This window comes from Aeromonas sp. 6P (assembly GCF_051919525.1).
Taxonomy (GTDB): domain Bacteria; phylum Pseudomonadota; class Gammaproteobacteria; order Enterobacterales; family Aeromonadaceae; genus Aeromonas; species Aeromonas veronii.
Window position 1 is genome coordinate 1,124,231 of sequence record NZ_JBQBEO010000002.1, and the last position, 23,783, is coordinate 1,148,013.

General features: G+C 60.7%; 20 protein-coding genes and 3 pseudogenes. 15 read left to right on the top strand and 8 right to left on the bottom strand.

Going from position 1 to position 23,783, the window contains the following annotated elements; translation table 11 throughout:
- Positions 1 to 31 precede the first annotated feature (31 nt).
- Positions 32 to 1,006 (bottom strand): ABC transporter substrate-binding protein, encoded by a 975-nt coding sequence (locus ACTG2J_RS05455; RefSeq protein ID WP_439997266.1) that lies wholly within the window; start codon positions 1,004 to 1,006, stop codon positions 32 to 34.
- A 444-nt stretch (positions 1,007 to 1,450) separates the two neighbouring features.
- Here ACTG2J_RS05455 and nrdD point away from each other — a divergent pair, with 444 nt between their 5' ends.
- The 5 genes from nrdD (at position 1,451) to ACTG2J_RS05480 (ending at position 5,214) form a co-directional block, all read left to right on the top strand.
- Positions 1,451 to 3,568: an anaerobic ribonucleoside-triphosphate reductase gene (gene nrdD, locus ACTG2J_RS05460; protein WP_257687142.1), complete on the top strand. Its 2,118-nt coding sequence runs from the start codon at positions 1,451 to 1,453 to the stop codon at positions 3,566 to 3,568.
- A gap of 39 nt (positions 3,569 to 3,607) precedes the next feature.
- The gene (locus tag ACTG2J_RS05465) at positions 3,608 to 3,904 is read left to right on the top strand and encodes a hypothetical protein (RefSeq protein ID WP_230599605.1); all 297 of its coding nucleotides are present in this window, start codon (positions 3,608 to 3,610) and stop codon (positions 3,902 to 3,904) included.
- Positions 3,901 to 4,410 (top strand): anaerobic ribonucleoside-triphosphate reductase-activating protein, encoded by a 510-nt coding sequence (gene nrdG / locus ACTG2J_RS05470; protein WP_439997267.1) that lies wholly within the window; start codon positions 3,901 to 3,903, stop codon positions 4,408 to 4,410. Before ACTG2J_RS05465 ends, nrdG begins: the two co-directional genes overlap by 4 nt.
- 64 nt (positions 4,411 to 4,474) lie before the next feature.
- A complete protein-coding gene (locus ACTG2J_RS05475; RefSeq protein WP_005338440.1) occupies positions 4,475 to 4,645 on the top strand; it encodes a YqaE/Pmp3 family membrane protein in 171 nt (56 codons plus the stop codon).
- A gap of 176 nt (positions 4,646 to 4,821) precedes the next feature.
- Complete coding sequence (locus tag ACTG2J_RS05480; protein WP_439997268.1) at positions 4,822 to 5,214, top strand: TonB family protein; 393 nt, start codon at positions 4,822 to 4,824, stop codon at positions 5,212 to 5,214.
- 56 nt (positions 5,215 to 5,270) lie between these two features.
- Here ACTG2J_RS05480 and ACTG2J_RS05485 read toward each other — a convergent pair whose 3' ends face one another.
- From ACTG2J_RS05485 to ACTG2J_RS05505, 5 genes are all read right to left on the bottom strand, one after another.
- Positions 5,271 to 5,627: an MliC family protein gene (locus ACTG2J_RS05485; protein ID WP_005349873.1), complete on the bottom strand. Its 357-nt coding sequence runs from the start codon at positions 5,625 to 5,627 to the stop codon at positions 5,271 to 5,273.
- A 142-nt stretch (positions 5,628 to 5,769) separates the two neighbouring features.
- On the bottom strand, positions 5,770 to 6,498 hold the full coding sequence (locus tag ACTG2J_RS05490; protein WP_234896940.1) for a substrate-binding periplasmic protein: 729 nt from the start codon (positions 6,496 to 6,498) through the stop codon (positions 5,770 to 5,772).
- A gap of 211 nt (positions 6,499 to 6,709) precedes the next feature.
- The gene (locus tag ACTG2J_RS05495; RefSeq protein WP_204356915.1) at positions 6,710 to 7,807 is read right to left on the bottom strand and encodes a DUF2955 domain-containing protein; all 1,098 of its coding nucleotides are present in this window, start codon (positions 7,805 to 7,807) and stop codon (positions 6,710 to 6,712) included.
- Entirely contained in the window at positions 7,797 to 8,852 is a 1,056-nt protein-coding gene (locus tag ACTG2J_RS05500) for an HlyD family secretion protein (protein ID WP_113738939.1), read from the bottom strand. Before ACTG2J_RS05500 ends, ACTG2J_RS05495 begins: the two co-directional genes overlap by 11 nt.
- 1 nt (position 8,853) lies before the next feature.
- Entirely contained in the window at positions 8,854 to 9,366 is a 513-nt protein-coding gene (locus ACTG2J_RS05505; protein WP_113738938.1) for a MarR family transcriptional regulator, read from the bottom strand.
- Between the two features lie 298 nt (positions 9,367 to 9,664).
- Between ACTG2J_RS05505 and ACTG2J_RS05510 the strand changes: the two genes are divergently transcribed.
- The 5 genes and pseudogenes from ACTG2J_RS05510 (at position 9,665) to ACTG2J_RS05530 (ending at position 15,530) form a co-directional block, all read left to right on the top strand.
- Complete coding sequence (locus ACTG2J_RS05510; protein WP_085942059.1) at positions 9,665 to 9,835, top strand: hypothetical protein; 171 nt, start codon at positions 9,665 to 9,667, stop codon at positions 9,833 to 9,835.
- Positions 9,836 to 10,353: 518 nt separating this feature from the next.
- A complete protein-coding gene (locus tag ACTG2J_RS05515) occupies positions 10,354 to 11,670 on the top strand; it encodes a 2-hydroxycarboxylate transporter family protein (protein WP_113738937.1) in 1,317 nt (438 codons plus the stop codon).
- Positions 11,671 to 11,693: 23 nt separating this feature from the next.
- A complete protein-coding gene (locus ACTG2J_RS05520) occupies positions 11,694 to 13,244 on the top strand; it encodes an NAD-dependent malic enzyme (protein ID WP_439988914.1) in 1,551 nt (516 codons plus the stop codon).
- 17 nt (positions 13,245 to 13,261) lie between these two features.
- Positions 13,262 to 14,830 (top strand): ATP-binding protein, encoded by a 1,569-nt coding sequence (locus ACTG2J_RS05525; protein WP_113738935.1) that lies wholly within the window; start codon positions 13,262 to 13,264, stop codon positions 14,828 to 14,830.
- Positions 14,831 to 14,833: 3 nt separating this feature from the next.
- Positions 14,834 to 15,530, top strand: a pseudogene (locus tag ACTG2J_RS05530) (response regulator).
- Positions 15,531 to 15,642: 112 nt separating this feature from the next.
- Here the strand turns inward: ACTG2J_RS05530 and ACTG2J_RS05535 are convergent.
- Positions 15,643 to 16,542 (bottom strand): DMT family transporter, encoded by a 900-nt coding sequence (locus ACTG2J_RS05535; protein WP_113738934.1) that lies wholly within the window; start codon positions 16,540 to 16,542, stop codon positions 15,643 to 15,645.
- Positions 16,543 to 16,775: 233 nt separating this feature from the next.
- Here ACTG2J_RS05535 and ACTG2J_RS05540 point away from each other — a divergent pair, with 233 nt between their 5' ends.
- Positions 16,776 to 17,561: a helix-turn-helix transcriptional regulator gene (locus ACTG2J_RS05540; protein WP_113738933.1), complete on the top strand. Its 786-nt coding sequence runs from the start codon at positions 16,776 to 16,778 to the stop codon at positions 17,559 to 17,561.
- An 80-nt stretch (positions 17,562 to 17,641) separates the two neighbouring features.
- Here ACTG2J_RS05540 and exaC read toward each other — a convergent pair whose 3' ends face one another.
- A complete protein-coding gene (exaC, locus tag ACTG2J_RS05545; protein WP_274160691.1) occupies positions 17,642 to 19,159 on the bottom strand; it encodes an acetaldehyde dehydrogenase ExaC in 1,518 nt (505 codons plus the stop codon).
- A 236-nt stretch (positions 19,160 to 19,395) separates the two neighbouring features.
- Here exaC and ACTG2J_RS05550 point away from each other — a divergent pair.
- From ACTG2J_RS05550 to phoR, 4 genes and pseudogenes are all read left to right on the top strand, one after another.
- Positions 19,396 to 21,074, top strand: a pseudogene (locus ACTG2J_RS05550) (sigma-54-dependent Fis family transcriptional regulator).
- A gap of 129 nt (positions 21,075 to 21,203) precedes the next feature.
- Positions 21,204 to 21,614, top strand: a complete 411-nt coding sequence (locus tag ACTG2J_RS05555) for a VOC family protein (RefSeq protein ID WP_113738931.1) — start codon at positions 21,204 to 21,206, stop codon at positions 21,612 to 21,614.
- Positions 21,615 to 21,715: 101 nt separating this feature from the next.
- Positions 21,716 to 22,405 carry a phosphate regulon transcriptional regulator PhoB gene (gene phoB, locus ACTG2J_RS05560; RefSeq protein ID WP_005338414.1) on the top strand — a complete coding sequence of 230 codons (690 nt, stop codon included), beginning with the start codon at positions 21,716 to 21,718 and terminating at the stop codon, positions 22,403 to 22,405.
- A gap of 8 nt (positions 22,406 to 22,413) precedes the next feature.
- Positions 22,414 to 23,708, top strand: a pseudogene (phoR, locus tag ACTG2J_RS05565) (phosphate regulon sensor histidine kinase PhoR).
- Positions 23,709 to 23,783: the final 75 nt, after the last annotated feature.

The following is a 23,783-nucleotide window of genomic DNA, read 5'->3' on the forward strand; positions in this document are numbered from 1 at the left end:
GCCGGGTTCTTTTTTCTGGATGTTTAGGTTCTCACTCACGCCAGAGGATCTTGTGGCGCCATTTGTCGGGCACGGTGAGCTGCCAGCGGGCCAGCTCGCTCTTGCTGAAGACATATTCGCCGCGTAAGGCCGCTCGCGGGGAGATGGTACGGGGCAGGGTGCCCGCTAGAATGGTATTGATGAGGCTGGCTGCCTGTATCCCCTGATCGTGGCCGTCCAGCACCAGCCCGCCGATGGCCATCCCCTTGCCGACGGTAAATTCCCAGAAACAGAAGAGTGGCACCGGCGTGTTGGCGCTGGTCCACTCCAGCACCGTCTTTTCGCTCACATGCTTGCCATTGTCATCGACCAGCGTGTGGTAGAGGCCGAGGAAGATCGCCTGATAGCCGTTCTTCTTGGCGTTGAGCACCGCCTCTTGCCAGAGGCTGTAATCCCCCATCAGCTGGCTGTTGATCCTGGTCTGGCCGACTCGCAGCTCGGTCTGGGTCTTGAATTCATCCTCGATGGCGGTGAGGGCCACATTGCTGGAATCAAACAGCACCAGTGCCTTGTCGAGCCCTCCCATCATCTGGCTTATTTCGCTGATGTTGCGCTTGAGCAGGGGGCGCTCCAGCACGCCGGTGATCTTGGGGTGGCCGACAAAGCCCTTGAGGCGCGGATTCTCGTTCATGCCAAGAAATACCACTGGAGTGCCCAGCGAGGCTATCTCGTTGGCCAGATAGTTGATGGTGTTGTCATCCCCCAGTACTACCAGATCCGGTTTGCTCTTCAGATAAAAGGCGATGGCTTGCTGGGCTATTTCGTCGAACTTCTCCCGTGGATGGCGTTTGGTGTCCATATAGAAGTGAGTGATCTTGTGCTCCCCCTGCAAGCCATCGAGCAGCCCTTTGTTGTAGCTTTGGTCCCACAGGTATTCGGGATGGTAGCTGCTGATCACCAGAATGTTGGCGGCCCAGAGCGGCAGAGAGAGGGTGGATAGCAGTAGCAACAGCAGGGAGGTGCGCATGGGTTGTCCCTTGTCGAGGGGGAGAGAGTTCTTGTTCAGTATGGGCGGTTTTGGTTGACGCTGTCATCTCGAAACCTGTGCGGCGGGGGGCGATTTTTTTCGGGTGGGCGGATCGGACGCCAGCCCGCACCCTGCTTGGGATTGGATTTGAATGGGGCTCTTTTTGGTTGGTCGTGAACTGTCCCGCTCGCTGAAAAACCTGTTCTGGATCAAGAAATGAGGCTTCGCTTTGGTGCCTAATAGACACCACATATAGGGACGCATTCGTTTTTAATCCCTATATGTTGTGTTATTAAGCTGTGTATAAGCTGTTCCCTTCCTATCTTCAGCCCAGGCTTGTCAAGCCTCGGCTGAATTTATTTGCGTCCAGGACGAGATGCCGGGAGGGGGGCCCAACAAGGGTGAGCCAGAGGCAAATGCCTGGCCTTTTAACGGGGAAAATCCATGAAACCGGTTGTGATCAAACGTGACGGATGTCGCGCACCATTCAATGCCCAGCTGATTCGCGATGCGGTCAGCCGTGCGGCGGAAGCGGTCAATCAGGCCAATCCGGCACTCGCCTCCCGCATTGCCAATGCGGTGAGTCAGGAGCTGGAAGGGCGTGGTGAAGTTGATATCCACGAGATCCAGAACCGGGTCGAAAACCACCTGATGGCTTCCGACGACAAGGCCATCGCCCGTGCCTATATCGAATATCGCCACGACAGGGATCAGGCTCGCGAGGCGCGCGGCCGTCTGGCGCAGGAGATCCGCGGTCTGGTCGAGCAGACCAACGCCGCCCTGCTCAACGAGAATGCCAACAAAGACTCCAAGGTGATCCCGACCCAGCGCGACCTGCTGGCCGGTATTGTCGCCAAGCACTATGCCACCAGCCACATGCTGCCCCGTGATGTGGTTCAGGCTCATGAGAGCGGTGATCTGCATTTCCACGATCTCGACTACTCACCTTTCTTCCCGATGTTCAACTGCATGTTGATCGATCTGAAAGGGATGCTGACCCACGGCTTCAAGATGGGCAATGCGGAGATCGATACCCCGAAATCCATCAGCACCGCCACGGCCGTGACCGCCCAGATCATCGCCCAGGTGGCGAGCCACATCTATGGCGGCACCACCATCAACCGCATCGACGAAGTGCTGGCCCCCTATGTGACCATCAGCTGGCAGAAGCACCGTGAAGTGGCCGAAGAGTGGGGCATTGCCGATGTGGAAGCCTACGCCATGGCCCGCACCGAGAAAGAGTGCTACGACGCCTTCCAGTCGCTGGAGTACGAAGTCAACACTCTGCACACCGCCAACGGTCAGACGCCGTTTGTCACCTTCGGCTTTGGTCTGGGGGACAGCTGGGAGTCGCGAATGATCCAGCGCGCCATCCTCAGCAACCGCATCGCTGGCCTTGGCAAGAACAAGAAGACCGCCGTGTTCCCGAAACTGGTGTTCGCCATCAAGGATGGCCTCAACCACAAGCAGGGCGATCCCAACTATGACATCAAGCAGCTGGCGCTGGAGTGTGCCTCCAAGCGGATGTATCCGGACATCCTCAACTACGACCAGGTCGTGAAAGTGACCGGCTCCTTCAAAACCCCCATGGGTTGCCGCTCCTTCCTCGGTGCCTACGAGGAGAATGGCGAGCTGATCCACGAAGGTCGCAACAACCTGGGTGTCGTGAGCCTCAACCTGCCGCGCATTGCCCTGAAATCCCGTGACGAAGCGGACTTCTGGGATCGTCTCGATGCCTCCCTGCGGGTCGCCAAGAAGGCGCTGATGTACCGCATCACCCGTCTGGATGGCGTCAAGGCGCGGGTCGCACCGATCCTCTATATGGAAGGAGCTTGCGGCGTGCGCCTCAAGGCGGACGACAACGTCAGCGAGATCTTCAAGAACGGCCGCGCCTCCATTTCCCTCGGTTATATCGGGGTTCACGAGACCATCAACGCCCTGTTTGGTGACAAGGTGCACCTGTTTGACAGCGCCGAGCTGCAACAGAAGGCAATCGCAATTATCGCCCGTCTCAGGGCAGCCATCGACGAGTGGAAAGAGGAGACCGGCTACGGTTTCAGCCTCTACTCCACCCCGAGCGAGAACCTCTGCACCCGCTTCTGCCGCATCGACGCCAAGGAGTTTGGCGTGGTATCCGGCGTGACCGACAAGGGTTACTACACCAACAGCTTCCACCTCGATGTGGAGAAGCAGGTCAATCCGTACGACAAGCTGGACTTCGAGGCGCCCTATCCGCCCATCGCCAGCGGCGGCTTCATCTGCTACGGCGAGTACCCCAACATCCAGCACAATCTGGAAGCGCTGGAGAACGTCTGGGACTACAGCTATGACAAGGTGCCCTACTACGGTACCAACACCCCCATCGACGAGTGCTACGACTGCGGCTTTACCGGCGAGTTCGAGTGCACCTCCAAGGGCTTTACCTGCCCGCGCTGCGGTAACCATGACCCGGCCAAGGTGTCGGTGACCCGCCGTGTCTGCGGCTACCTCGGTAGCCCCGATGCGCGCCCCTTCAATGCGGGCAAGCAGGAAGAGGTGAAGCGCCGCGTCAAACATATGTAAATTGCTAAAGACTCCCTGTGATACAGGGAGTCTTACTTTATGAAGGTTGAACTTATGTTTCTAAAACCGATGTCGGAGAAAATGCTGAGGCAATGGGTAGCGCGAGATACTTGGCATGAAGTGCATATTAATGACACCCAATTTTTCTATCGTTTTATTCATGCCTATGTGACAGAGCATGGCTACGCACTAGATGAAGAATTGCTGCGGGATAAGATCTTATTCATGTTGAACCGGAGTGAAGATCAGTATTTCCAGACACTTGCTAGTGAAAGAGTCCGTTTTATGAGTGGTCTGCTGGAATATCTCAAATACACCCAGAACCTTCAGTCATGAATTACCACCAATACTTCCCGGTCGATGTGATTAACGGCCCCGGTACCCGCGCCACCCTGTTTGTCTCCGGTTGCGAGCACCAGTGCCCGGGTTGCTACAACCAGAGCACCTGGCGGCTCGATGGCGGCAAGCCGTTCGATGAGGTGATGGGCGATCGCATCATTGCGGATCTCAACGACAGCCGCATCAAACGGCGAGGTCTGTCGCTCTCCGGCGGCGATCCGCTCCACCCGGCCAACGTGCCCCACGTGCTGGCGCTGGTGAAACGGGTGCGCGCCGAGTGTCCGGGCAAGGATATCTGGTGCTGGACCGGCTATCTGCTCGGCGAGCTGTCAGAGGCCCAGCGTGAGCTGGTGGCCTTGCTGGATGTGCTGGTGGATGGCAAGTTTGAAAAGGAGTTGGCGGATCCCGGTTTGCTCTGGCGTGGCAGCAGCAATCAGCAGATCCACGACCTCAACGCCAGGCGTGATGCCGGTGAGCGAATTCCCTGTCTGGTTTGCAGTTGAAGCCCGGGATGTTTATGGTTAGCCCATTCCAATCCTGACGACATTCATGAAGAGGAGAGCCGAGATGAACAATCTGCTCAAGATCCTGCTGGCCATTTTCCTGCCCCCGGTGTGCGCGTTTATCCAGGTGGGCTTTAGCCTGCACTTTTTAATCAACATAGTGCTGACCCTGATGGGCGGTCTGCCGGGCATGGTCCATGCGCTCTGGCTGGTGGTGAGCGACAAGCGCGGCTGATGCCAGCGGATGGTTAGTGAGTTTATTGACGATAAAAGGGCCAACCTCTCGGGGTTGGCCCTTTTGTTCATGTTCATACGAATACTTTTTCGTTAGGATGTGTGACTGACCAAGTGGGCCGCGTTGAGCGCCCTGCAGTCCGGCAACAAGCACCGGCAGAGAACAAGGAGCGTTACATGAAGTGGAAAGTCGCAGTATGGTCAGGTCTGGCAGTGACACTGTTGCTGGGGTGCTCATCCCGTCAGGAGGTGGCGCACGAGCGCGCTCCGATCGCTATCCCTCTCGAGCAGTTGTCCAGCTACTGGGTTCAGGAGAAGCAGTGGTCATGGCTGGGCAATGACGAGTCCGCCCTGCCGGTCAAACCGGTCAAGGGGTATGTGGAAGTGCGCTATCAAATCGACGCCAGCGGCACGCCGGTCAAGCCGGAAGTAGTGGCGGCCGAGCCCCCCGGCGAACTGGAACAGAGCGCGCTGGCGACCCTCTCGCGGATCCGCTACAGCCCGGCAGAGGGCAACCCGGATGCCATTCCGGTCGAGGTGACCAACCGCTTCGAGATCGAGATCAACTGATCCCCCATCACTCTTATGCCAGAGAAAGAGAGACCCCGGCCAGGCCGGGGTCACGTTTATTGCTGTTTGCAGTCGTTGTAGGCGGTCTGCCACTCGCCATCCTGATCCCGCAGCTCGACAAAGCCCTCATCCCCCTTGTTCCACCAGACGGCCTCATGTTCGTCCGTATAGCGGGCGCCGGAGGCCGAGACGGCCTGGGGCAGGGTGTAATCCTTGCCGTCCGGCAGTGACAGCTTGATAAAGTTGAGGCTTTCGTCGGAGAGGGAGAAGTAGCGCACCTGCACCTTCTTGCCCTGCTCGCACTGGTAACTGACCGGTTCGCCACCAGTGACTGAGAGAGTATTGCCCTGATTGCAGCCGGCGAGCAGACCGAGGGCCAGCGCACCAGCGGCCATCATATGTACCTTATTCATGATTACAGCTCCATTGGTGTCATACGGGCGTGAGCCTAACAGGTTGCCGTTATTGTGCAATTAGCGGGGCCATTCGGTGCGTCGCTGGCTGTCCGGCATATCGCGCGAGTATGAGGGGGCGCAATCAGGAAGGCATCGTCAATCAGTAGAGGCCAAGTCTGGTTTCAAACTGGCGGATCAGCGTCTCATAGATGCCGTTGTTCTTGATCTTTTGCAGCCCCTGTTCGAACTGTTTGGCCAGCGCTTCCCCTTGCGGGTGGTGGCGGGAGAAGGCGAGCCAGAAGCCATCGGTGGAGAGTTTGCCAACCTTGACCACCTTGCCGGTCAGCTGCTTCTGCTGGATCTTGAGGTAGCCCGGCATGCCGTTCATCAGGATGTAGTCGACCCGGCCACGTACCAGCATCTCGAGGATCTGGGCATCGGATTTGGCCTGAAAGCGGGTGATCCTGGGGTTCTCCATAAAATCGGTGGGGTAGGTGTAGCCGAGGGTGATGCCCACCCGCTTGCCCTCCAGCGAGGTGAGCTTGAGATCCCGTTGCGGCTCGCTGGCAAGGGCGAAGATGGCAAGATCCTCCTCAAACATGGGGGTATCGTGCCAATGGTACTGGTAGCGGTTCTCTTCGGTGATGGTGGCGTTGAAGCACCCCGCAAGTTTGCCGCTTTTCGCATCGTGCATGCAGCGGGCGAAGGGGAGGGTGCGAAAGACAATCTCGATCCCTTCGGCGGCGAACACCGCCTTGACCAGCTCAGGCGCCAGTCCGTGGGGCTGGTCATCCTCATTGTCCTTGTCTCGCTCGCAGTAGGGGGCCCAGTCATCTTCGGCACCAATGACAAGCGGGGTGGCCCCGAGCGGGCTGGTAGCCAACAGCATCAGACAAACCAGCCATTTTTTTAACAACGGAACCACCATAGGTACACCTCATCGACAGCAGCCTTACAAGCATAGCCGTACTTCTGCGCTGACTTGTGGTGGCAGCAGGATTGGTGAGGGAAGTCAACGAGCGAGAGAAAAAACGCCCCGGCAGGCGACGGGGCGAAAGAGAGCTCATCCATGGGCTGACAACAGTGCTTACCACAGGAAATCAATAACCGAAGCGGGTCGCCTCGAAGCGGTTGAGCAACCGGTGGACGAGGTAGCAGGCCAGCAGGGTGACCACGATGGCAAACAGTATGCTGCTCACCCGGTATAGGGCGCTGAACACCAGATCGTTGCCCGGGGTGAGGTACTGGCCAAACAGGATGCCGAGGGTGGTGAGGGCGCCAAAGCCGACCCCGGAGCCGCCTGCCTCCTTGACGTGGGCATGGCTGAACAGCATGGCGCCGAGCCACAGCAGTGGGGCGACAAGCAGCAGTTGCCCTGACCAGTCATAGAGCAGCAGCTGGCCTAGCAGGCCGAAGGTGACACCCAGCAAGGTGCCCATCGCCCGTTTGCGGGCATAACTGAGGGCGCCGTTCCAGTGCATGGGGAACAGCACCAGCAGGGTTGTGGCCTGGGCAGACATGGAGTCGCGCAGGTCAAACACCTGAAATACCAGAAACGACAGGGTGGCCACAGTGGCCCCCAGCAGAGCTTCATGGCGCATCCGGTGCGGCGCCTTGGGGGCCGAGGCTGGCTTGGGTCTGGCCTCCACATCCGGGATCAGCATGGTCATCAGGTAAGCGATCAGCACCGACAGCACGCTCGCCCAGATATTGTTGAGGATCAGGTCGTTGAGGTCGGTCTGCGGATAGCTGGCAAAGTGCAGCATGATGCTGAGGCTCAGCACCCCGTTGGCTCCGAACAGAAACAGGCTGCCCCGCGACATGGCGGCGAAACGGTAGAGAAACAGCATGAAGGCGATGGGGGTCATCAGCGCCGGATGGCTGCCAAACAGCCCCCCCAGCAGCCCGACCTCCACCCCACAGACCACCGCCGCCGCGATCAGCTGGCGCGCGGCATGGCCATTCATTACAGGCACCATCCCCAGCAGCAGCACCGGCGTGACCGTATAGAAGACCCCGTAATTCCAGCCAAACAGCTTGCAGAGCAGAAAGCCCGTGGTGCAGCCAAAGGCGATGCGCAGGCACTGGCGCAGCTCGTTGCCGGTGAGGGGCCGATACCAGAGGTGAGTGGCAGCACCACCGACGGGGTGGGCTGGGGCAGTATTGGCCGACGGGTGAGTGGCGTGGTTAGTAGACATAATGGAGTAGGCTAAGCAGGTGGATCTGGCCTCGTGCCAGCATGGCGGTCAGGGCATTGTCCGGCAGCAGTTGCACCGTGGCTCGCGCCCCGGCTGGCAGATGATCGGGGAGCTGGTCCAGCTCGAGGTGCAGCCGCATCCGCTGGGCATCCCGTACCCAGCGATCCGACTCCACCGGTGCGGCCAGTCGTCCGTTGGCATCAAATTGACCGGCACTCACTCCGGCATCCAGACTGCTTACCCGAGCAGGATATAGCTGACCCGGCTCGCCATCGAAGGCGACCAGTGCGCGGGTTTGCTCGCCAACATGGCGCAGGCTCTTCTCCCGAAAATCGGCAATGACGTCCACCTGTTCCGACACCAGCGCCAGCAGCGGGCTGCCAGCGCTGGCGATACTGCCCGGCTTGAGCTGCAAGTTGGTGATGGTGCCATCCTGATCCGCGTGGACCTGGCTGTAAGAGAGGGCCAGCTGCGCTTGCGCCAGCTTGTTGCGGGCCTGGCGCAGCAACAGATTATCCTCACCGGTCACGCCACGACTGGCCTTGGTCTGGGCCAGTTTGGCCTGGCTGGCGCGCAGGTTGGCCTGGGCGCTGCGCAGGGCGCTGTCAGCTTCATCTTTTTGTTGCAGCGAAACCATGTGACGTTGGTAGAGCGCATCGATCCGCTCAGCCTCGCGCCACTTCTGGCTGGCCAGGGTCTCCTTGGCGTTGATCTCGGCAACGGCGGCGGTCAGGGCGGCATCCAGTTCACTGTTCTGCTGCTCTGCCTGCGCCAGCGCAAGGCGGGCCTGCTCCACCGCCAGTTCAAAAGGGGCCGGATCCAGCCTGAACAGCAGCTCCCCCTTCTTGACCTGCTGGTTGTTGTGAACGGCGACCTCGATCACCTTGCCGCTCACCTGGGGGGCCAGCTTGGTGACCACCCGGGTCGCCATCGCCTGCGGTGTGAGGGGTATCAGCAGGTCGGCTATCAGAAAATAGGCAAACAGGGTGGCAAAGCCCGCCATGGACCATTTGATCCAGCGGGTAAATTGTTGATCCGGGGTCATCTTATTCTCTCTCTGTGTCGGTCTCGGGAGGGCTTGTATCGCCTCCGTCTTGTCGGTCGTGGTGTTGTTCAATCTTGCTGAGGGCGTTGGCCGAGATCCGCTGCACCGTGGCTTCAAACAGTTGCAGGGTCTGCTCGTCGATGCCCCCCAGCAGCTCCCGGCGGATATTCATGATGCGGTCGGCGATCTGATCGAGCAGGGTCTGGCCTGCCGGGGTCACGCAGACGATGCGGGCCCGCTTGTCCTGACTGCAGCAGTGGCGCTCAATCAGTCCCTGCTCTTCCAACTGGCCCAGGGTGCGCATCAGGGATGGCAGTTCTATTTCGAGGGCTTCGGCCAGGGTCTTCTGGCTGACATGGTTCCCCATGCGGGAGAGTTTCCACAGCGCGGTCCAGCGGGGATGGGTGAGGCCAAGGGGAGCCAGCTCCAGGTCGGCGGCAGTACGCCATAGCCGGTGCATCCGCGCTATCTGCTCGGCGAGCGACAGCTCGCGCAACCTTTCCAGATCCGTCATCTTCTCATCCTCAATGTACTTAGCCTGCTAAGTATCATACTTGTTTAGCAGGCTAAGTAAATAGTGTGATGCGGATCATGTTTCTGGTCGGATCTTTCGCTGGTGCGAGTTGGCAGCATTCGAGCCCCTGATATTATTTTCGGGGCTAATCCACTCGAGACTCTTTTGCCGCTTCGGATATTGCGCCGTGAATGGAGGATATCCGGTGGTTATTTTCATGAAATTTTCAGCTTCAGCGAGCAGCTCTTTTTTTATCCGCTAATATTGATGGGGTTATAAAACAAGGGGGAAACGGGTTGTGGATGGATATGACAGTGGATGTGTGTATCTGGCAATTGAAGTGCTGTTGAGTGATGGGGAATATGGTGCAGAGTCACACCATGGCGTGAATCGGGAAGGCGCTATCAGAAGTACCGATATCAGTCATGATTTTGACCCCGCCAATATTCCATTGCTGTTGGCAGAATAGACCTGACCGTGTGTGATCCTTGTGAGTTCAAGCCAGTGCTCTGGTATTCGCTGGCTTGACTCATCACTATTTCAATCTCCCCTTTTTGCATCTTTCTTCTCACCATTTTTCATCGTGGGTGCTTCCTGCACGCCGACTCAAACCCTGATGTGGCATGCCGTAGCACTCGCGTCATGGCGATGACACTGCCCGCTGATTATCACTCACAGGATCTGTGGCGATAAATGGTCGCAGAGCTTGTCATCTGGCTCTGTTATTTCCCCTAAGGGGGAGAGATCATCGCATCGTTATTACTGCTGATCACCAAAATATCCGCCATTGGGCTCGCTCGTTTTATCGCCCTATTTCCTGACTTGGTCGGGTATCGTATGTCTGGTGTTCTATTGTGCAGCGCACGTTGGAGGCACCATGATGTTTAAGTTTTTAATGTTTTTATATGGCTTTGCAGTCTGGCTAACCGACAGGGGAGAGGGGGATCAATAAAGTAGTGGCCACAATCACACGCAGAGTACATAACAATGAAAAACCTCTCACCCCTACAAACCACACAAGAAAAGGCCGCCTTTATGGGCGGCCAACAAATTGCCGGTATGCCGCTCTTTATATTTCTGTGGTTGGCGACCTGTGTTCTCTTTTCCGGCTGGAATGGCTCGTTGCCGCTGGGCATGGTCGGTGCGCTGGCGCTGATGTTCGTGCTGGGCACCCTGCTGACCGAGCTGGGTGAGCGGATCATGCCGATCCGTGAATATCTGGGTGGCGGCACCATCCTCGCCATCTTTGGCGGCGCCGCCCTGTTTGAATATCAGCTGCTGCCGGTGCAGGCGGGGCAGGTCATCACCAACTTCATGAAGGAGGGAGGCTTTCTCAACTTCTTTATCGCCAGTCTGGTGACTGGCTCCGTGTTCGGCATGAGCGGCGCTTTGCTGAAAAATGCCGCCATGCGCTACCTGCCGGTCATTCTTGGTGGCGTCGCACTGGCGCTGCTGAGCGTGGGGCTGGTCGGCTCCCTGATGGGGTATGGCTTCAAGAATGCGGTGCTGCTGATCGGCCTGCCCATCATGGGCGGTGGCATGGGCGCCGGTGCCGTGCCCCTGGTGGAGATCCTCTCCGGCCCGATGCAGATGTCCAGTGCGGATCTCTTGTCGCGCATGGTACCGGCGGTGGTCATCGCCAATACCCTGGCCATTCTGGTGGGCTCCCTGCTGGCGCGGCTCGGTCGCCGTTACCCCTCCCTGACTGGCAACGGCAAGCTGATGGTTAAAGAGAGTAGCCAGAGCATTGCCGATGAGCAGGCCGAAGCGCCGACCCTGCAGAGTCTGGGTATGGGGCTTTTTATCAGCTCCAGCATGTTTGTGCTGGGTTCTCTGCTTGGCAACTTTATCCCCATGCACCCCTTCGCCCTGATGATTTTGGCGGTCGCCTTTATCAAGGTGAGCGGCCTGCTGCCGCGCCGTTATGAGCAGGCGGCGGCCGACTGGTATCAGTTTGTGGTGAGCAACCTCACCCCCTCCCTGCTGGTGGGGATCGGTGTCGCCTACACCAGTATTCCGGAACTGATCAGCGCCTTCTCCATCAGCTACTTCGTGCTGGTCATGGTCACCGTAATCGGTGGCGCCCTCGGCGCGGCGCTGGTGGGCCGGATGATCGGCTTCTATCCCATTGAGGCGGCCATCACCGGCGGGCTCTGCATGGCCAACATGGGCGGGACCGGCGATGTGGCCGTGCTCTCGGCGGCCCAGCGCATGAAGCTGATGCCTTTTGCCCAGATCTCCTCCCGTCTCGGTGGCGCTGTGATGCTGATTTTGGCGACCGCTCTTATCTCCCTGCTTGCCTGATACCGGATTGAGGAACAAACAAGATGAACGACATCATGATGGGTACCAGCCTGCCCTATGCAGAACGCAAGCGTCAGGGTGTACGCGGCCGCATGCCGCATAAGGAGGAGTCCCTCTCCCAGCAGCGGCGCCGGATCTACCGATTGGTCAGCGCCATGCAGAGTCCGTTTGACCAGCATCTGCTGCTGCGCCAGCTGCAGGAGGACAACCCGGTGCTCTTCTACGATCTGGTGCGCCACCATCTGCCGGAGCTGCTGCCGATCATCTACACCCCGGTGGTGGGGGAGGCGTGCCAGCGCCACAGCGACCTCTATCTGCGCAGCCACGGCCTCTATCTCTCCTGGCATGACAGGGACGATCTCGACGACATCCTCGAGTCGGTGGAGCAGGAGGTCGACGTGATAGTCATCTCCGACGGTGAGCGGGTGCTGGGGCTCGGCGATCTCGGTATCGGCGGCATGGGGATCTGCATCGGCAAGCTAGCGCTCTACTCCGCTGCTGGCGGCATCAATCCGGCGCGCACCCTGCCGCTCTGTGTCGATGTAGGCACCAACAACCCCGAGCTGCTGGAGGATGGCTCCTACCTCGGCTGGCAATCCCCGCGCATTGACGGCGAGAGCTATTACCACTTCATGGACAAGGTGGTGGCCGCCATTCGCAAGCGCTGGCCCCAGGTGGTGCTGCAGTTTGAAGACTTTGCCGGCAAGCATGCCGCCAACCTGCTGACCCGTTATCGGGACGAGCTCTGCATGTTCAACGACGATATTCAGGGCACGGCGGCGGTCGCCTCCGCTTGCGTGCTGGCCGGGTTGCAACAGGCGGGGACCACCCTCAGTGATGCCCCGGTGCTGATCGTCGGAGCGGGCTCTGCCGGTTGCGGCATCGCCGCCATGCTGGCCCAGCTGGCGGGGAGTCACGACGGCGTCTGGCTGTTTGATCAGGATGGGGTGGTCTGCAGCGATCGTCCCAATTTGACTCGTGCCCAACAGCCATTTGCCCGTGCCGTGGAGGAGGGGAGCAGTTCGCTGCTGGAGACCATCCGCCAGATGCGCCCGGCGGTCTTGATTGGCGTGAGCGGTCAGGGCGGCCTCTTTACTGACGAGGTGTTGCAGGCGATGGGGGAGGTGTGCGAGCAGCCGGTGATCCTGCCACTCTCCAACCCGACCCGCAGCGCCGAGGCCACCCCCGAGCAGGTGTGGGCCGCCACAGATGGCCGCGCTCTGCTGGCCACCGGCAGCCCCTTTGCGCCGGTGACGGTGGCCGGGGAGCGGCGGGTAGTCTCCCAGTGCAACAACGTCTATGTCTTCCCGGGCATAGGCCTGGGGGCCTGCGCGGTCAAGGCGCGCCGCATCAGCGATGGCATGTTGCTGGCTGCGGTGCGGGCAGTCGGCGCCTATCCGCTGGTGGCGGGTCGGCTGCTACCCCCCATCGAACAGGTGGGAGAGGTGGCCCGCGCCGTCGCCAGAGCGGTGGCGCTCTGCGCCCGCGAGGAAGGATTGGCCGATTTTGTCGGCGATCCGGCACCTTTGATTGACCAGACCTGGTGGCATCCGCACTATTGGGCAGCGTCCTGACGTTTTAAGGTATGTGCATGAAACTTCGCCACCAGTTGGTCACCCTCTCTCTTGGGCTCTCCCTGCTGCTGATCCTCATTCTGGGAAGCCTGCTGGCCCTCTTTATCCGCCATCTGCTGGAGAGCAATCTGCAGGATAAGGGGAGCGATCTGGCACGGGTCATGGCGGCGGATACCCGGGTGGTCGAAGCTCTGCGTCATGGGAGTGATCCCACCCTGCGCGACTACGTGGAGGCCGTCTGCAACCGCACCGACGCCACCTATATGGTGGTGACCGACGAGCATGGTCGCCGCCTCAGCCACCCCAACCCCGAGCTGGTGGGGCAGAAGTTCCGCGGTGAGGATATCTGGCCCGCACTGCAGGAGCGGCGAAGCTATTGCTCCAAGGATCGGGGCACCATGGGGCCGGCGATCCGCTGCTTCTCCCCGGTGGTTGGCGGGGATGGGCGCGTCATGGGGGCCGTGGTGGTGGGTTACCTGATGCAGCAGGTGGAGGGCATCTATATGGAGCGGGTGGCCCTGCTCATCAGCGCCATAGTAGCGGTGCTGGGGTGTGGTCTGCTGCTGGCGCTCTGGGTGCAATACCTGCTGCGCAAGACCCTGCTCGATCTGGAGCCGGAGGCGATCGTGCGCCGCTTTACCCTGCAGGATCTGGTACTTGAGCACATCACCGAAGGGGTGATTGCCCTCGATGGTCGCGGCAATATCAACATGATCAACAGCACCGCCAGCTATCAGCTGCGGCTGCAGGTCACCGGGCGCCATGCCCTGCAGGGGCAGTCGCTGGCGGAGCTGGTGCCACCCCTTGCCCCCTGTCTGGAGCAGGAGGGTGGGGAAGTGAGCTTCACCATTCAGGGGGAGTCCTTTGTCGGTCGCTGGCAGGCGGTGCAGGGCAAGGCGCCGGGGCGGTTGCTGATCTTCAGCCGCCCAGAGGTGGCTGCCAGTCTGGGGGTGCAGGTGACCCACCTGCGCCAGTATGCCGAGATGCTGCGGATGCAGAGCCACGAGTTTGCCAACAAGCTGAGCAGCCTCTCCGGCCTGTTGCAGCTGGGCCATGTGGATCAGGCGGTGGAGCTGATCCAGCAGGAGAACGAAGCGTGCCAGACCATGCTGCAGGAGCTGCTGCGGCTGATCGACAACAAGCCGGTGGCGGGGCTTATTCTCGGCAAGTTCAGCCGGGCTCGCGAGCTGGGGGTGACCCTGGAACTCGATCCCGATTCGGCGCTGGCGGAGTATCCGGCCTCGGTCTCGGCCGATCTCATTACCCTCATTGGCAACCTGCTGGACAACGGCCTGCAGGCGGCCTGGCGCAACCGCCAGCAGCGGCCGCCGCGGGTGCTGCTGTCCCTGTGCGATGTGGGGCGGCGACTGGTGATCGAGGTGGAGGATAGCGGTGAGGGGGTCGACGAGGAGCTGGCCGATCACCTGTTCGATTACGGGGTGAGTCGCCAGAGCGGCGATCACGGGGTGGGTTTGTTCCTGGTCAAGGAGACCGTGGGTCGGCACGAGGGTGTGATAGAATGGCGGCGAACCGCCGAGCAGACCACCCTGTTTGGTATCTACTTGAATAAAAACCAATTAATGTGAGCCATGGACCCAATAATCACGCTTGTTATTGAAGATGACGATCGGATCGGTGCCATCTTGTCAGAACTGGTGGCGGCGACCCCCGGTTTCTCCCTGCTGGGGCGGGCCGGCACCCTGGCCCAAGCCGATGCCATGATGGCCGGTGTGGTGCCCCAACTGCTGCTGGTGGATGTCTCCCTGCCCGATGGCTCCGGCCTTGAGTGGGTGAGCCGCCTGCGCAGCCACAACCGCGAAGCCTATGTCATCATGGTGACTGCCTCGCGGGATGTGGAGACCATACAGCAGGCCCTCAATCTGGGGGTTCATGACTACGTCATCAAACCATTGCGGCTGTTTCGCATTCAGCAGAGTCTGGATGAAGATCCTGCAACTGCATAGCCGTCTGTGCGAGCGGGGTCGGCTGGAGCAGGAAGATCTCGACAAGCTGCTGGGCAAGGGAGGGCGCTCCCAGATCAAGGAGATGCGCGTCACTCCCAAGGGGATCGACAGCATCACCCTGCGTCAGGTGCTGGATCTGCTGGCGGGCGAGCCGGAGAACGTCTTTTCCACCGACACGGTGGCGCTGCGGCTCTCCCTCAGCCGCACCACGGCGCGCCGCTATCTGGAGTATCTGGAGTCGGAAGATCGGGTGGATGTGGATCTCAACTATGGTCAGCGGGGGCGGCCGGAGCGGCGCTACCGCTGGCGCCGGGCGGGGTGAAGTCGGTTCACCGTCGCCAGAACACGATAGAAATGAACAAGGGAGCCAGCGGCTCCCTTGTTGTTTTTTAGAAATGAACAAGGGAGCCAGCGGCATGTTGCCATGTTGCCCGTCAGGCCGCATTGCGTTCCGGCAGTGGGACACGCTTTTTCAGCTGGGAGATCATCACGCCCCCCAGAATAAGGCCGCCACCCAGCAGGTGATAGCCGTGGATCGGCTCCCCCAGACCGACGACGGCGATCAGTGCCGTACAGAGCGGCATCAGGTTCATAAAGACCGAGGTGCGCTCTGCCCCCATGCAGGCGAGGCCGCGCATCCAGCAGTAGGCCGCCAGCAGGGAGGAGGCGAGCCCGGCGAAGAGCACCAGTCCCCACCCTTCGGCCGGTACCGCCATCGAGTCGGCGCTGAGAGCGAGCGGTACCAGCAGCAGTACGGCCAGCAGGATCTGCATGTAGAGGTTGAGCCAGGGGCCAAACGGCAGGTGCCAGCGGCGGATCAGCAGGCCGTAGAGGGCATAGCTGGCGGAGCCGAGCAACATCATGCCATCCCCCGGGTTGATGCCGTTGTGCAGCAGAGCCAGCGGCTCGCCCTTGCCAAGCAGCCAAAGCACCCCGAACAGGGAGATACTCATGCCGAGCAGCGCCTGTTTGCCGGGACGCTGGCCGAAGAAGAGCGCCCCTTGCAGCAGGGTAAGCAGCGGAATGAGGGAGCCGATCACCCCCATATTGGTAGCCGAGGTGCTGTGGGCGGCGTAATAGGCCAGACACTGGTAGAGCACCATACCGAGCGCCGCCAGCACCAGCAGCTTGCCGAGCCAGGGGCGAACCTCACTGCGTCGCCGCCATAGGGTGGGCAGACAGAAGGGGGTCAGTGCCAGAGCGGCGATCACCCAGCGATAGAAGGAGATAGCCGCGGGGTCGAGCACACTGGCGGCCGCCTTGGACACCACGGTATTGGTAGCCCAGATCAGCACCGCCATCAGCGGAAAGAGAAGAGGGGAAAAGATTCGCATCAGAGGCTCCTTATTAACAGGGGGCCAAGTCTACCCTTGTCTTTATATTATCAAGTAGCGTAAAACAGACAGATGACCCAGCAGAAAAGACAACTCTTTCTGATGCACCTTATTCCGGCCCACACGGGCTGCGTTTGCTCGCAACTGATGGCTGCTTTTGACCTGTGCCGGAGACCGAGCCAACAGGGCGTTGCATCACGCCTGCACCTCTCTCTCGCTGACAGGGGGCGCTGATGGCCACTCACCACTTTCAGCCGGTAGATGTCGTTCTGCCCGCTCCCAATCCGCTCTTTTTCAGTTACCAGCAGATGCTGGCCGACAGCGCGACCGTGCTGCACTCCCACCCCTGGGGCCAGCTCAATATGATCAGCCTGGGGATCATGGAGATAGAGTTGGGGGATCAGCGACTGGTGGCCCCTGCCGACTACCTTATCTGGGTACCGGCGGATCTCGACCACACCTCTTACAACGAGCAGACCCTCGACTACACCTCCATCTACGTCAGCCACGAGCTGGCGGCCAAGCTGCCGCCAGAGCCCAGATTGCTGCTGCTAACCCCACTTATTCGCGCCCTGCTGAGCGATTTTTGCGAACGGCGGGTAGGCCATATGGTGGATGAGTGGGATCAGCGACAGGCCGAGTTGCTGGTGGAGCGACTGGCGCGCACCCGCTGTCAGGAGAGCTACCTGCCGATGAGTCAGGACAAGCTGCTGGCTCCCATGCTGGCGGCGTTACACAGCGATCCTGCCGATCCCCGTACTCTGGCCCAGTGGGCCGGACAACTGCACACCACAGAGCGCACCCTGGCGCGGCGCTGCCTGCGGGAGCTGGGGATGAGCTTCGGTCAGTGGCGGGCGCGGTTGCGGCTGCTCAAGGCGCTGGCCTGGCTCAAGGGGGACATGCCCATTCAGGAGATCAGCTGGCGGCTCGGTTACGGCTCCACCTCGGCCTTTATCGCCATGTTCAACCGGGAGCTGGGCTGCTCCCCCCAGCGTTATCGCCTACAGTCAGCCCGATAACAAATCGCCGGACATGTCATCTGATGAAGCAAAACAAGGAGGGCGCCCGCAGGCGCCCTTTCTGATGACATCCGCTTGCGCTAGAAGAAGCCGAGCGGGTTGATGTCGTGGCTCACCAGCAGGTTCTTGGTGTTCTGGTAGTGGTCCAGCATCATCTTGTGGGTCTCGCGGCCGATCCCCGACTTTTTGTAACCGCCAAAGGCGGCGTGTGCCGGGTAGGCGTGGTAGCAGTTGACCCAGACCCGGCCAGCCTGAATGCCACGCCCCATGCGCCAGGCCAGATTGCTGTCGCGGGTCCACAGGCCTGCCCCCAACCCGTACTGGGTGTCGTTGGCAATGGCCAGAGCATCCGCCTCGTCCTTGAAGGTGGTGACCCCGAGAGCCGGCCCGAAGATCTCCTCCTGGAATACCCGCATCTTGTTCTGACCGGAGAAGATGGTGGGCTGGATGTAGAATCCCCCCTCCAGTCCGCTCACCTTGGCCGGGCCGCCGCCGATCAGCATCTTGGCCCCTTCGCCGCGGCCGATCTCCATGTAGCCCAGGATCTTGTCGAACTGCTCGCGGGACGCCTGCGCCCCCACCTGAGTGGCGGTATCGAGGGGGTTGCCCTGAACGATGGTGCGAGCACGGGCCAGCACCCGGTCCATGAAGTCGTCATAGATGCTGGCCTGCACCAGCGCGCGGGAGGGACAGGTACACACTTCCCCCTGGTTGAAGAAGGTCATCAGCATCCCTTCTACCGCCTTGTCGATGTAGCTGCTCTCGTGCTGCATCACGTCGGCGAAATAGATATTGGGGGACTTTCCCCCCAGCTCCACGGTGGAGGGGATCAGCTTATCGGCTGCGCAGCGCAGGATATGGGCGCCCACTTCGGTCGAACCGGTAAAGGCCAGTTTCTGGATCCGGTTGCTGGTGGCCAGAGCCTGACCTGCCTCGGCGCCGAAGCCGTTGACCACGTTGACTACGCCGGGGGGCAGGATGTCCTTGATGAGATCCATCATCAGCATGATGGTGACCGGGGTCTGCTCGGCGGGCTTGAGCACGCTGCAGCAACCCGCCGCCAGCACCGGGGCCAGCTTCCAGGCGGCCATCAGCAGCGGGAAGTTCCACGGGATGATCTGACCGACCACGCCGATGGGCTCCTTGAAGTGGTAGCTGACGGTGTTCTGATCCAGCTCGGCGGCCGAGCCCTCCTGAGCGCGAATGCAGCCAGCGAAGTAGCGAAAGTGATCCACCACCAGCGGCAGGTCGGCGGCCAGGGTTTCGCGCACCGCCTTGCCGTTCTCCCAGGTTTCGGCGATGGCGAGTCGCTCGATGTTCTGCTCGATGCGATCGGCGATACGCAGTAGCAGATTGCTGCGCTCGGTGACGCTGGTCTTGCTCCAGCTGGTGAACGCCTTGTGGGCGGCATCCAGCGCCAGTTCGATATCGGCGGCGTCGGAGCGGGCGACCTCGCAGAATACTTTGCCATCCACCGGCGAGATGTTTTCAAAGTAGTGGCCGGCGCGAGGAGCCACCCACTCACCGCCGATGAAGTTGTCGTAACGGGATTTGAAGCTGACCAGGGCACCTGCCTGACCGGGAGCGGTATAAATCATCTCATCATCCTTTATGTGTGTGATCCTGACCGGACTGGCTGACAGACCGGTTGCCAGCTGATATCGCAAGGGGCGTGCCAAAGGGTCTGACCAGCAGGTGAAAGGTTACAAAAACGTTATCAAATGGGGTGTGGCAGCGTATCTTGGTTAACCAATGACCACGGCTATTGCGATAAAACTGTACCGTTTCTGGACAGTGGCCGAGACAGTCGTGCTGTTTGTGAACAGGAGGCGTGATGAGTGAGTCACTTCAACCCGGTCCCGGTCCGATCCAGCGTTCCTGGCAGCGCTGCCTGCATCAGGGGCTGAGCCGCCAGCAGAGTGCCGATCTGGACTTGCTGCCCCAGGGGGAGCTGTCGGCCCGTCAGGAGCAGCACAGGGCGCTGATCGCCTGCTTCCAGCGCTTCGTGCTGCCGCTGTTTGCCCAGTTGCTGGCCGGTCGCCCCTGTCGCCTGTTGTTGTGTGACGGTGAGGGGGCCATTCTGGCCGCCAGTGGTGATGAGGGGTTCGCCCGCCATGCCGAGCGTATCTTTTTGCGCAGTGGTGCCCGCTGGGGGGAGGCGAGCAAGGGCACCAATGCCATCGGTACCGCGCTGGCCGAACAGAGCGAAGTGCAGGTGCTCGGCAATCAGCACTTCTTCGCCCAGCACAGCTTCCTTAGTTGCAGCGCCTGTCCGTTGCTGGGGCCGGATGGGCAATTGCTCGGGGTGCTCGATATCTCCACTGATGCGGCTCATCACGATGGCGACATGCTGGGCACGGTGCGGCTGCTGGCCATGACCCTCGAAAACGCGCTGTTGGCGCGTCAGCCGGGCTGGCTGGTGGATCTCGATCCCCAGAGCCTCTGGTCCGCTCGCCTGTTGCTGGGAGACGAGGGGGAACTGCTCGGCGCCAACCGGGCAGGCCGACTCTGGCTCGGCCTGCACCCTTTCGATGGCAGGCAACTGCTGCGCGAGGGGCGTGGCTTGCGGCTGGTGCCAGAAGCGGACGCGACACCTTCCTGTACCGCGTTGCCGGGTCACTCAAGCCCGGTGCTACCTCCGCAGCAGGTGCCGCTCAAGATGCTGGAGCGCGGCATTTCGCTGCTTATCGAGGGGGAGACCGGCAGCGGCAAGGAGCATCTGGTGCGGGCCCTGCACCGAGCGTCGAGTCGGCGGGAGCAGCCACTGGTGTGCGTCAACTGCGGCGCGTTACCAGCAGATCTGGTGGAAGCCGAGCTGTTTGGCTATGTGGGCGGGGCCTTCAGCGGTGCCCGCAGTCAGGGCAGTCAGGGTTATCTGCGCGCAGCCCATGGCGGCATGCTGATGCTCGATGAAATTGGCGAATTGCCGCTGCAGGCTCAGACCCGACTGCTGAGGGTGTTGCAGGAACGCAGTGTGACACCGGTTGGCAGTCACAAGCCGGAGGCGGTGGATTTCTGGCTGGTCAGTGCCAGCCACCGGGATCTGGCGGCCATGGTGCAGAGTGGCGCATTTCGCGAAGACCTCTATTACCGGATCTGCGGTTGGCGCCAGCAGCTGATGCCGCTGCGCCGTTGGCCTGCCGCTGAGCGTCTGGGGCTGATCCAGCGACTGTTGGCGGAGATGGACCCGACCCTGCGTCTGACCCGCGATGCGGAGCAACAACTGCTGGCCCATCCGCTGCCCGGCAACGTGCGTCAGCTCAAGCAGGCACTGGAAGTGGCCTGTGTGCTGGCTGAGGGGCTGGGCTGATTGAGCCCGACCACCTGCATCTGCCCAGTGTGGCCACAGAGCCCGGCGCCTTGCCGATGGGGGAGGCGACCAGCTTGCGTGAACAAACCCGGCGGCAGGTGCAGCAAACGCTGGCGGCATGCGGCGGCAATGTGAGCCAGGCCGCGCGCCAGCTGGGGATCAGCCGTACCACCCTCTACCGGACGCTGCGCGAAGCCCCTTGAGTGCTCGCTCCCCCTCATCAGTCGTTTTCAAGACGCACATGCCGGCTGGAGCCCTGCCCGTCCAGCCGCTATGATGCGCCCTGGCCGGGGCATTGCGCCCGTTGACTCATCCGTTGAGGATTTTCTGCCATGTCACAACACATCGGTGCATTGACCCTGCTGGTCGCCGATTACGATCAGGCCATTCGCTTTTTTACCGAGGGACTTGGCTTTGTGCTCCTGGAAGACACCCGGCTCGACGAGCCGGGCAAACCGGGCAAGCGCTGGGTGCGGGTTGCCCCCAAAGGCGCCTCCGGTTCTGCACTGCTGCTGGCACAAGCGGCCAATGCGCAACAGCAGGCCGCCATCGGCCAGCAGGGCGGTGGCCGGGTATTTCTGTTCCTCGAGACCACTGATTTCTGGGGGGATTACCAGCGCATGCAGGCGTACGGTGTTCATTTTTGTGAACAGCCCCGCGACGAGCCTTATGGCACCGTGGTGGTGTTTGAGGATATCAGCGGCAACCGGTGGGACTTGTTGCAACGTACTGCTGCCAACTGAATCTGAAAACGTTTATCATCCCGCCTGTCATAAAGTCATAAAAGTGTCACAGAAAATTCTAATAATTGGCGCACCCATCTTCACAGAGGAGAGAGAAGGGAATGGCTAAGCGAATTCTGGTGGTCGAGGACGAAGCACCGATCCGCGAAATGCTCTGCTTCGTGTTGGAGCAGAAGGGATATGAGACGATTGAAGCGGAAGATTACGCCGATGGACTGGCGAAGGTGCGCGAACCCTACCCCGAACTCATCGTGCTCGACTGGATGATGCCGGGTGGCAGTGGCATCCAGTTTATCAAGCAGCTCAAGCAGGATGAGGTGACGCGCCAGATCCCGGTGGTGATGCTCACCGCCCGCGGTGAAGAGGAGGACAAGGTGCGTGGTCTGGAGGCCGGTGCTGACGACTATATCACCAAGCCGTTCTCGCCCAAGGAGCTGACCGCTCGCCTCCACGCAGTGATGCGCCGCGTGTCGCCCACCTCGGTGGACGAGGTGATCGAGGTGCAGGGGCTGAAACTCGATCCTGTCTCCCACCGGGTCAGTGCCGAAGAGAAGGCGCTCGACATGGGGCCGACCGAATTCAAGTTGCTTCACTTCTTCATGACTCACCCCGAGCGGGTCTACAGCCGTGAACAGCTGCTCAACAATGTCTGGGGTACCAATGTGTACGTCGAGGACAGAACCGTGGATGTGCATATTCGTCGCCTGCGCAAGGCGATTGAAGAGACAGGGCACGACAGATTGATCCAGACGGTGCGTGGAGCCGGATACCGCTTCTCAACCCGTCTCTAGAGGCAGTTATGTTGCAACCTTACGCCTGGCGGCGACAGTTGTGGCGAATGGCGTTTTTTTACGCCCCCTTCGCATTGGTTGGCTGGTTGATTGATCATCTTGCCCTCTGCCTGTTGGTGGCGGCCGTGTTGCATCTGGGCTGGCACTATCGCTTCCAGAAGCGGCTCTCTGACTGGCTGTGGCACGACCGCAGCCTGGTGCCCCCCAGCGGCAATGGCAGCTGGGAGTACATCTTCAACGGTATCTACAAGCTGCAGCAGCGTCACCGCGCCCGGCGCCGCGAGCTGGCGGGGCTGATCCGCCGCTTCCGGGAGGGGGCCGAGGCGCTGCCCGATGCCGCCGTGGTGTTTCGCACCGATGGCAGCATCCTCTGGTGCAACCGGCTGGCGGAGCAACTGCTCGGTTTTCGCTGGCCGGAGGATGCCGGCCAGCATATCGGCAACCTCATTCGCAATCCGGCCTTTAACGCCTATCTGGGCAAGGGGGCATATGACGAGCCCCTCGAGATGCACTCCCCGGTCAACGAGGAGAAGTTTCTCGAGTTTCGCATCATGCCCTACGCCTCGGATCAGGCGATGCTGGTGGTACGGGATGTCACCCGCTTGCGCAGTCTCGAGAAGACCCGCAAGCACTTCGTCTCCAACGTCTCTCACGAACTGCGCACCCCGCTGACCGTGCTCAAAGGCTATCTGGAGATGACCGAGGAGCCGCCCCCGCCCGCCATGTGGGCCAAGGCGCATCGGGTGATGATGGAGCAGACTATCCGCATGGATAATCTGGTTAATCAGCTGCTCACCCTCTCCCGTATCGAGGCGGCCCCGACCGTGGATCTCTCCCATCTGGTGGACATGCCTGCCATGCTGGGGCTGCTGGAGCAGGAGGCGCGGGCGCTCTCGGGCGAACGGGCTCACCAGATTGAATTTGTGGTGCAGCCCAATCTGCTGGTGCGCGGGGATCAGGAGCAGCTGCGCAGTGCTGTCTCCAACCTGGTCTACAACGCCATCCACTACACCCCGGCGGGGCGAAAAATTACTGTGGAGTGGCGCAAGCAGGGGGCGATGGCGCTGTTTGCCGTGAGCGATGAAGGGGAGGGGATTGCTCCCGAGCATCTGGCGCGGCTGACCGAGCGGTTCTATCGGGTCGACAAGGCACGCTCGCGCCATACCGGCGGCTCAGGCCTCGGCCTTGCCATCGTCAAGCATGCCCTCAGTCATCACGACTGCCAGCTCGATATCGAGAGCCGGGTCGGCCTTGGCAGCCGCTTCAGCTTTCTATCCCGAGCCGTATGGTGGTGATTAAATAGTCTTTTATGGCAATGAGTTAGCTGCAAAAAGAGGGCCTTTGAACGGGCCCTCTTTTCATTTGTTCAAATCTGTCG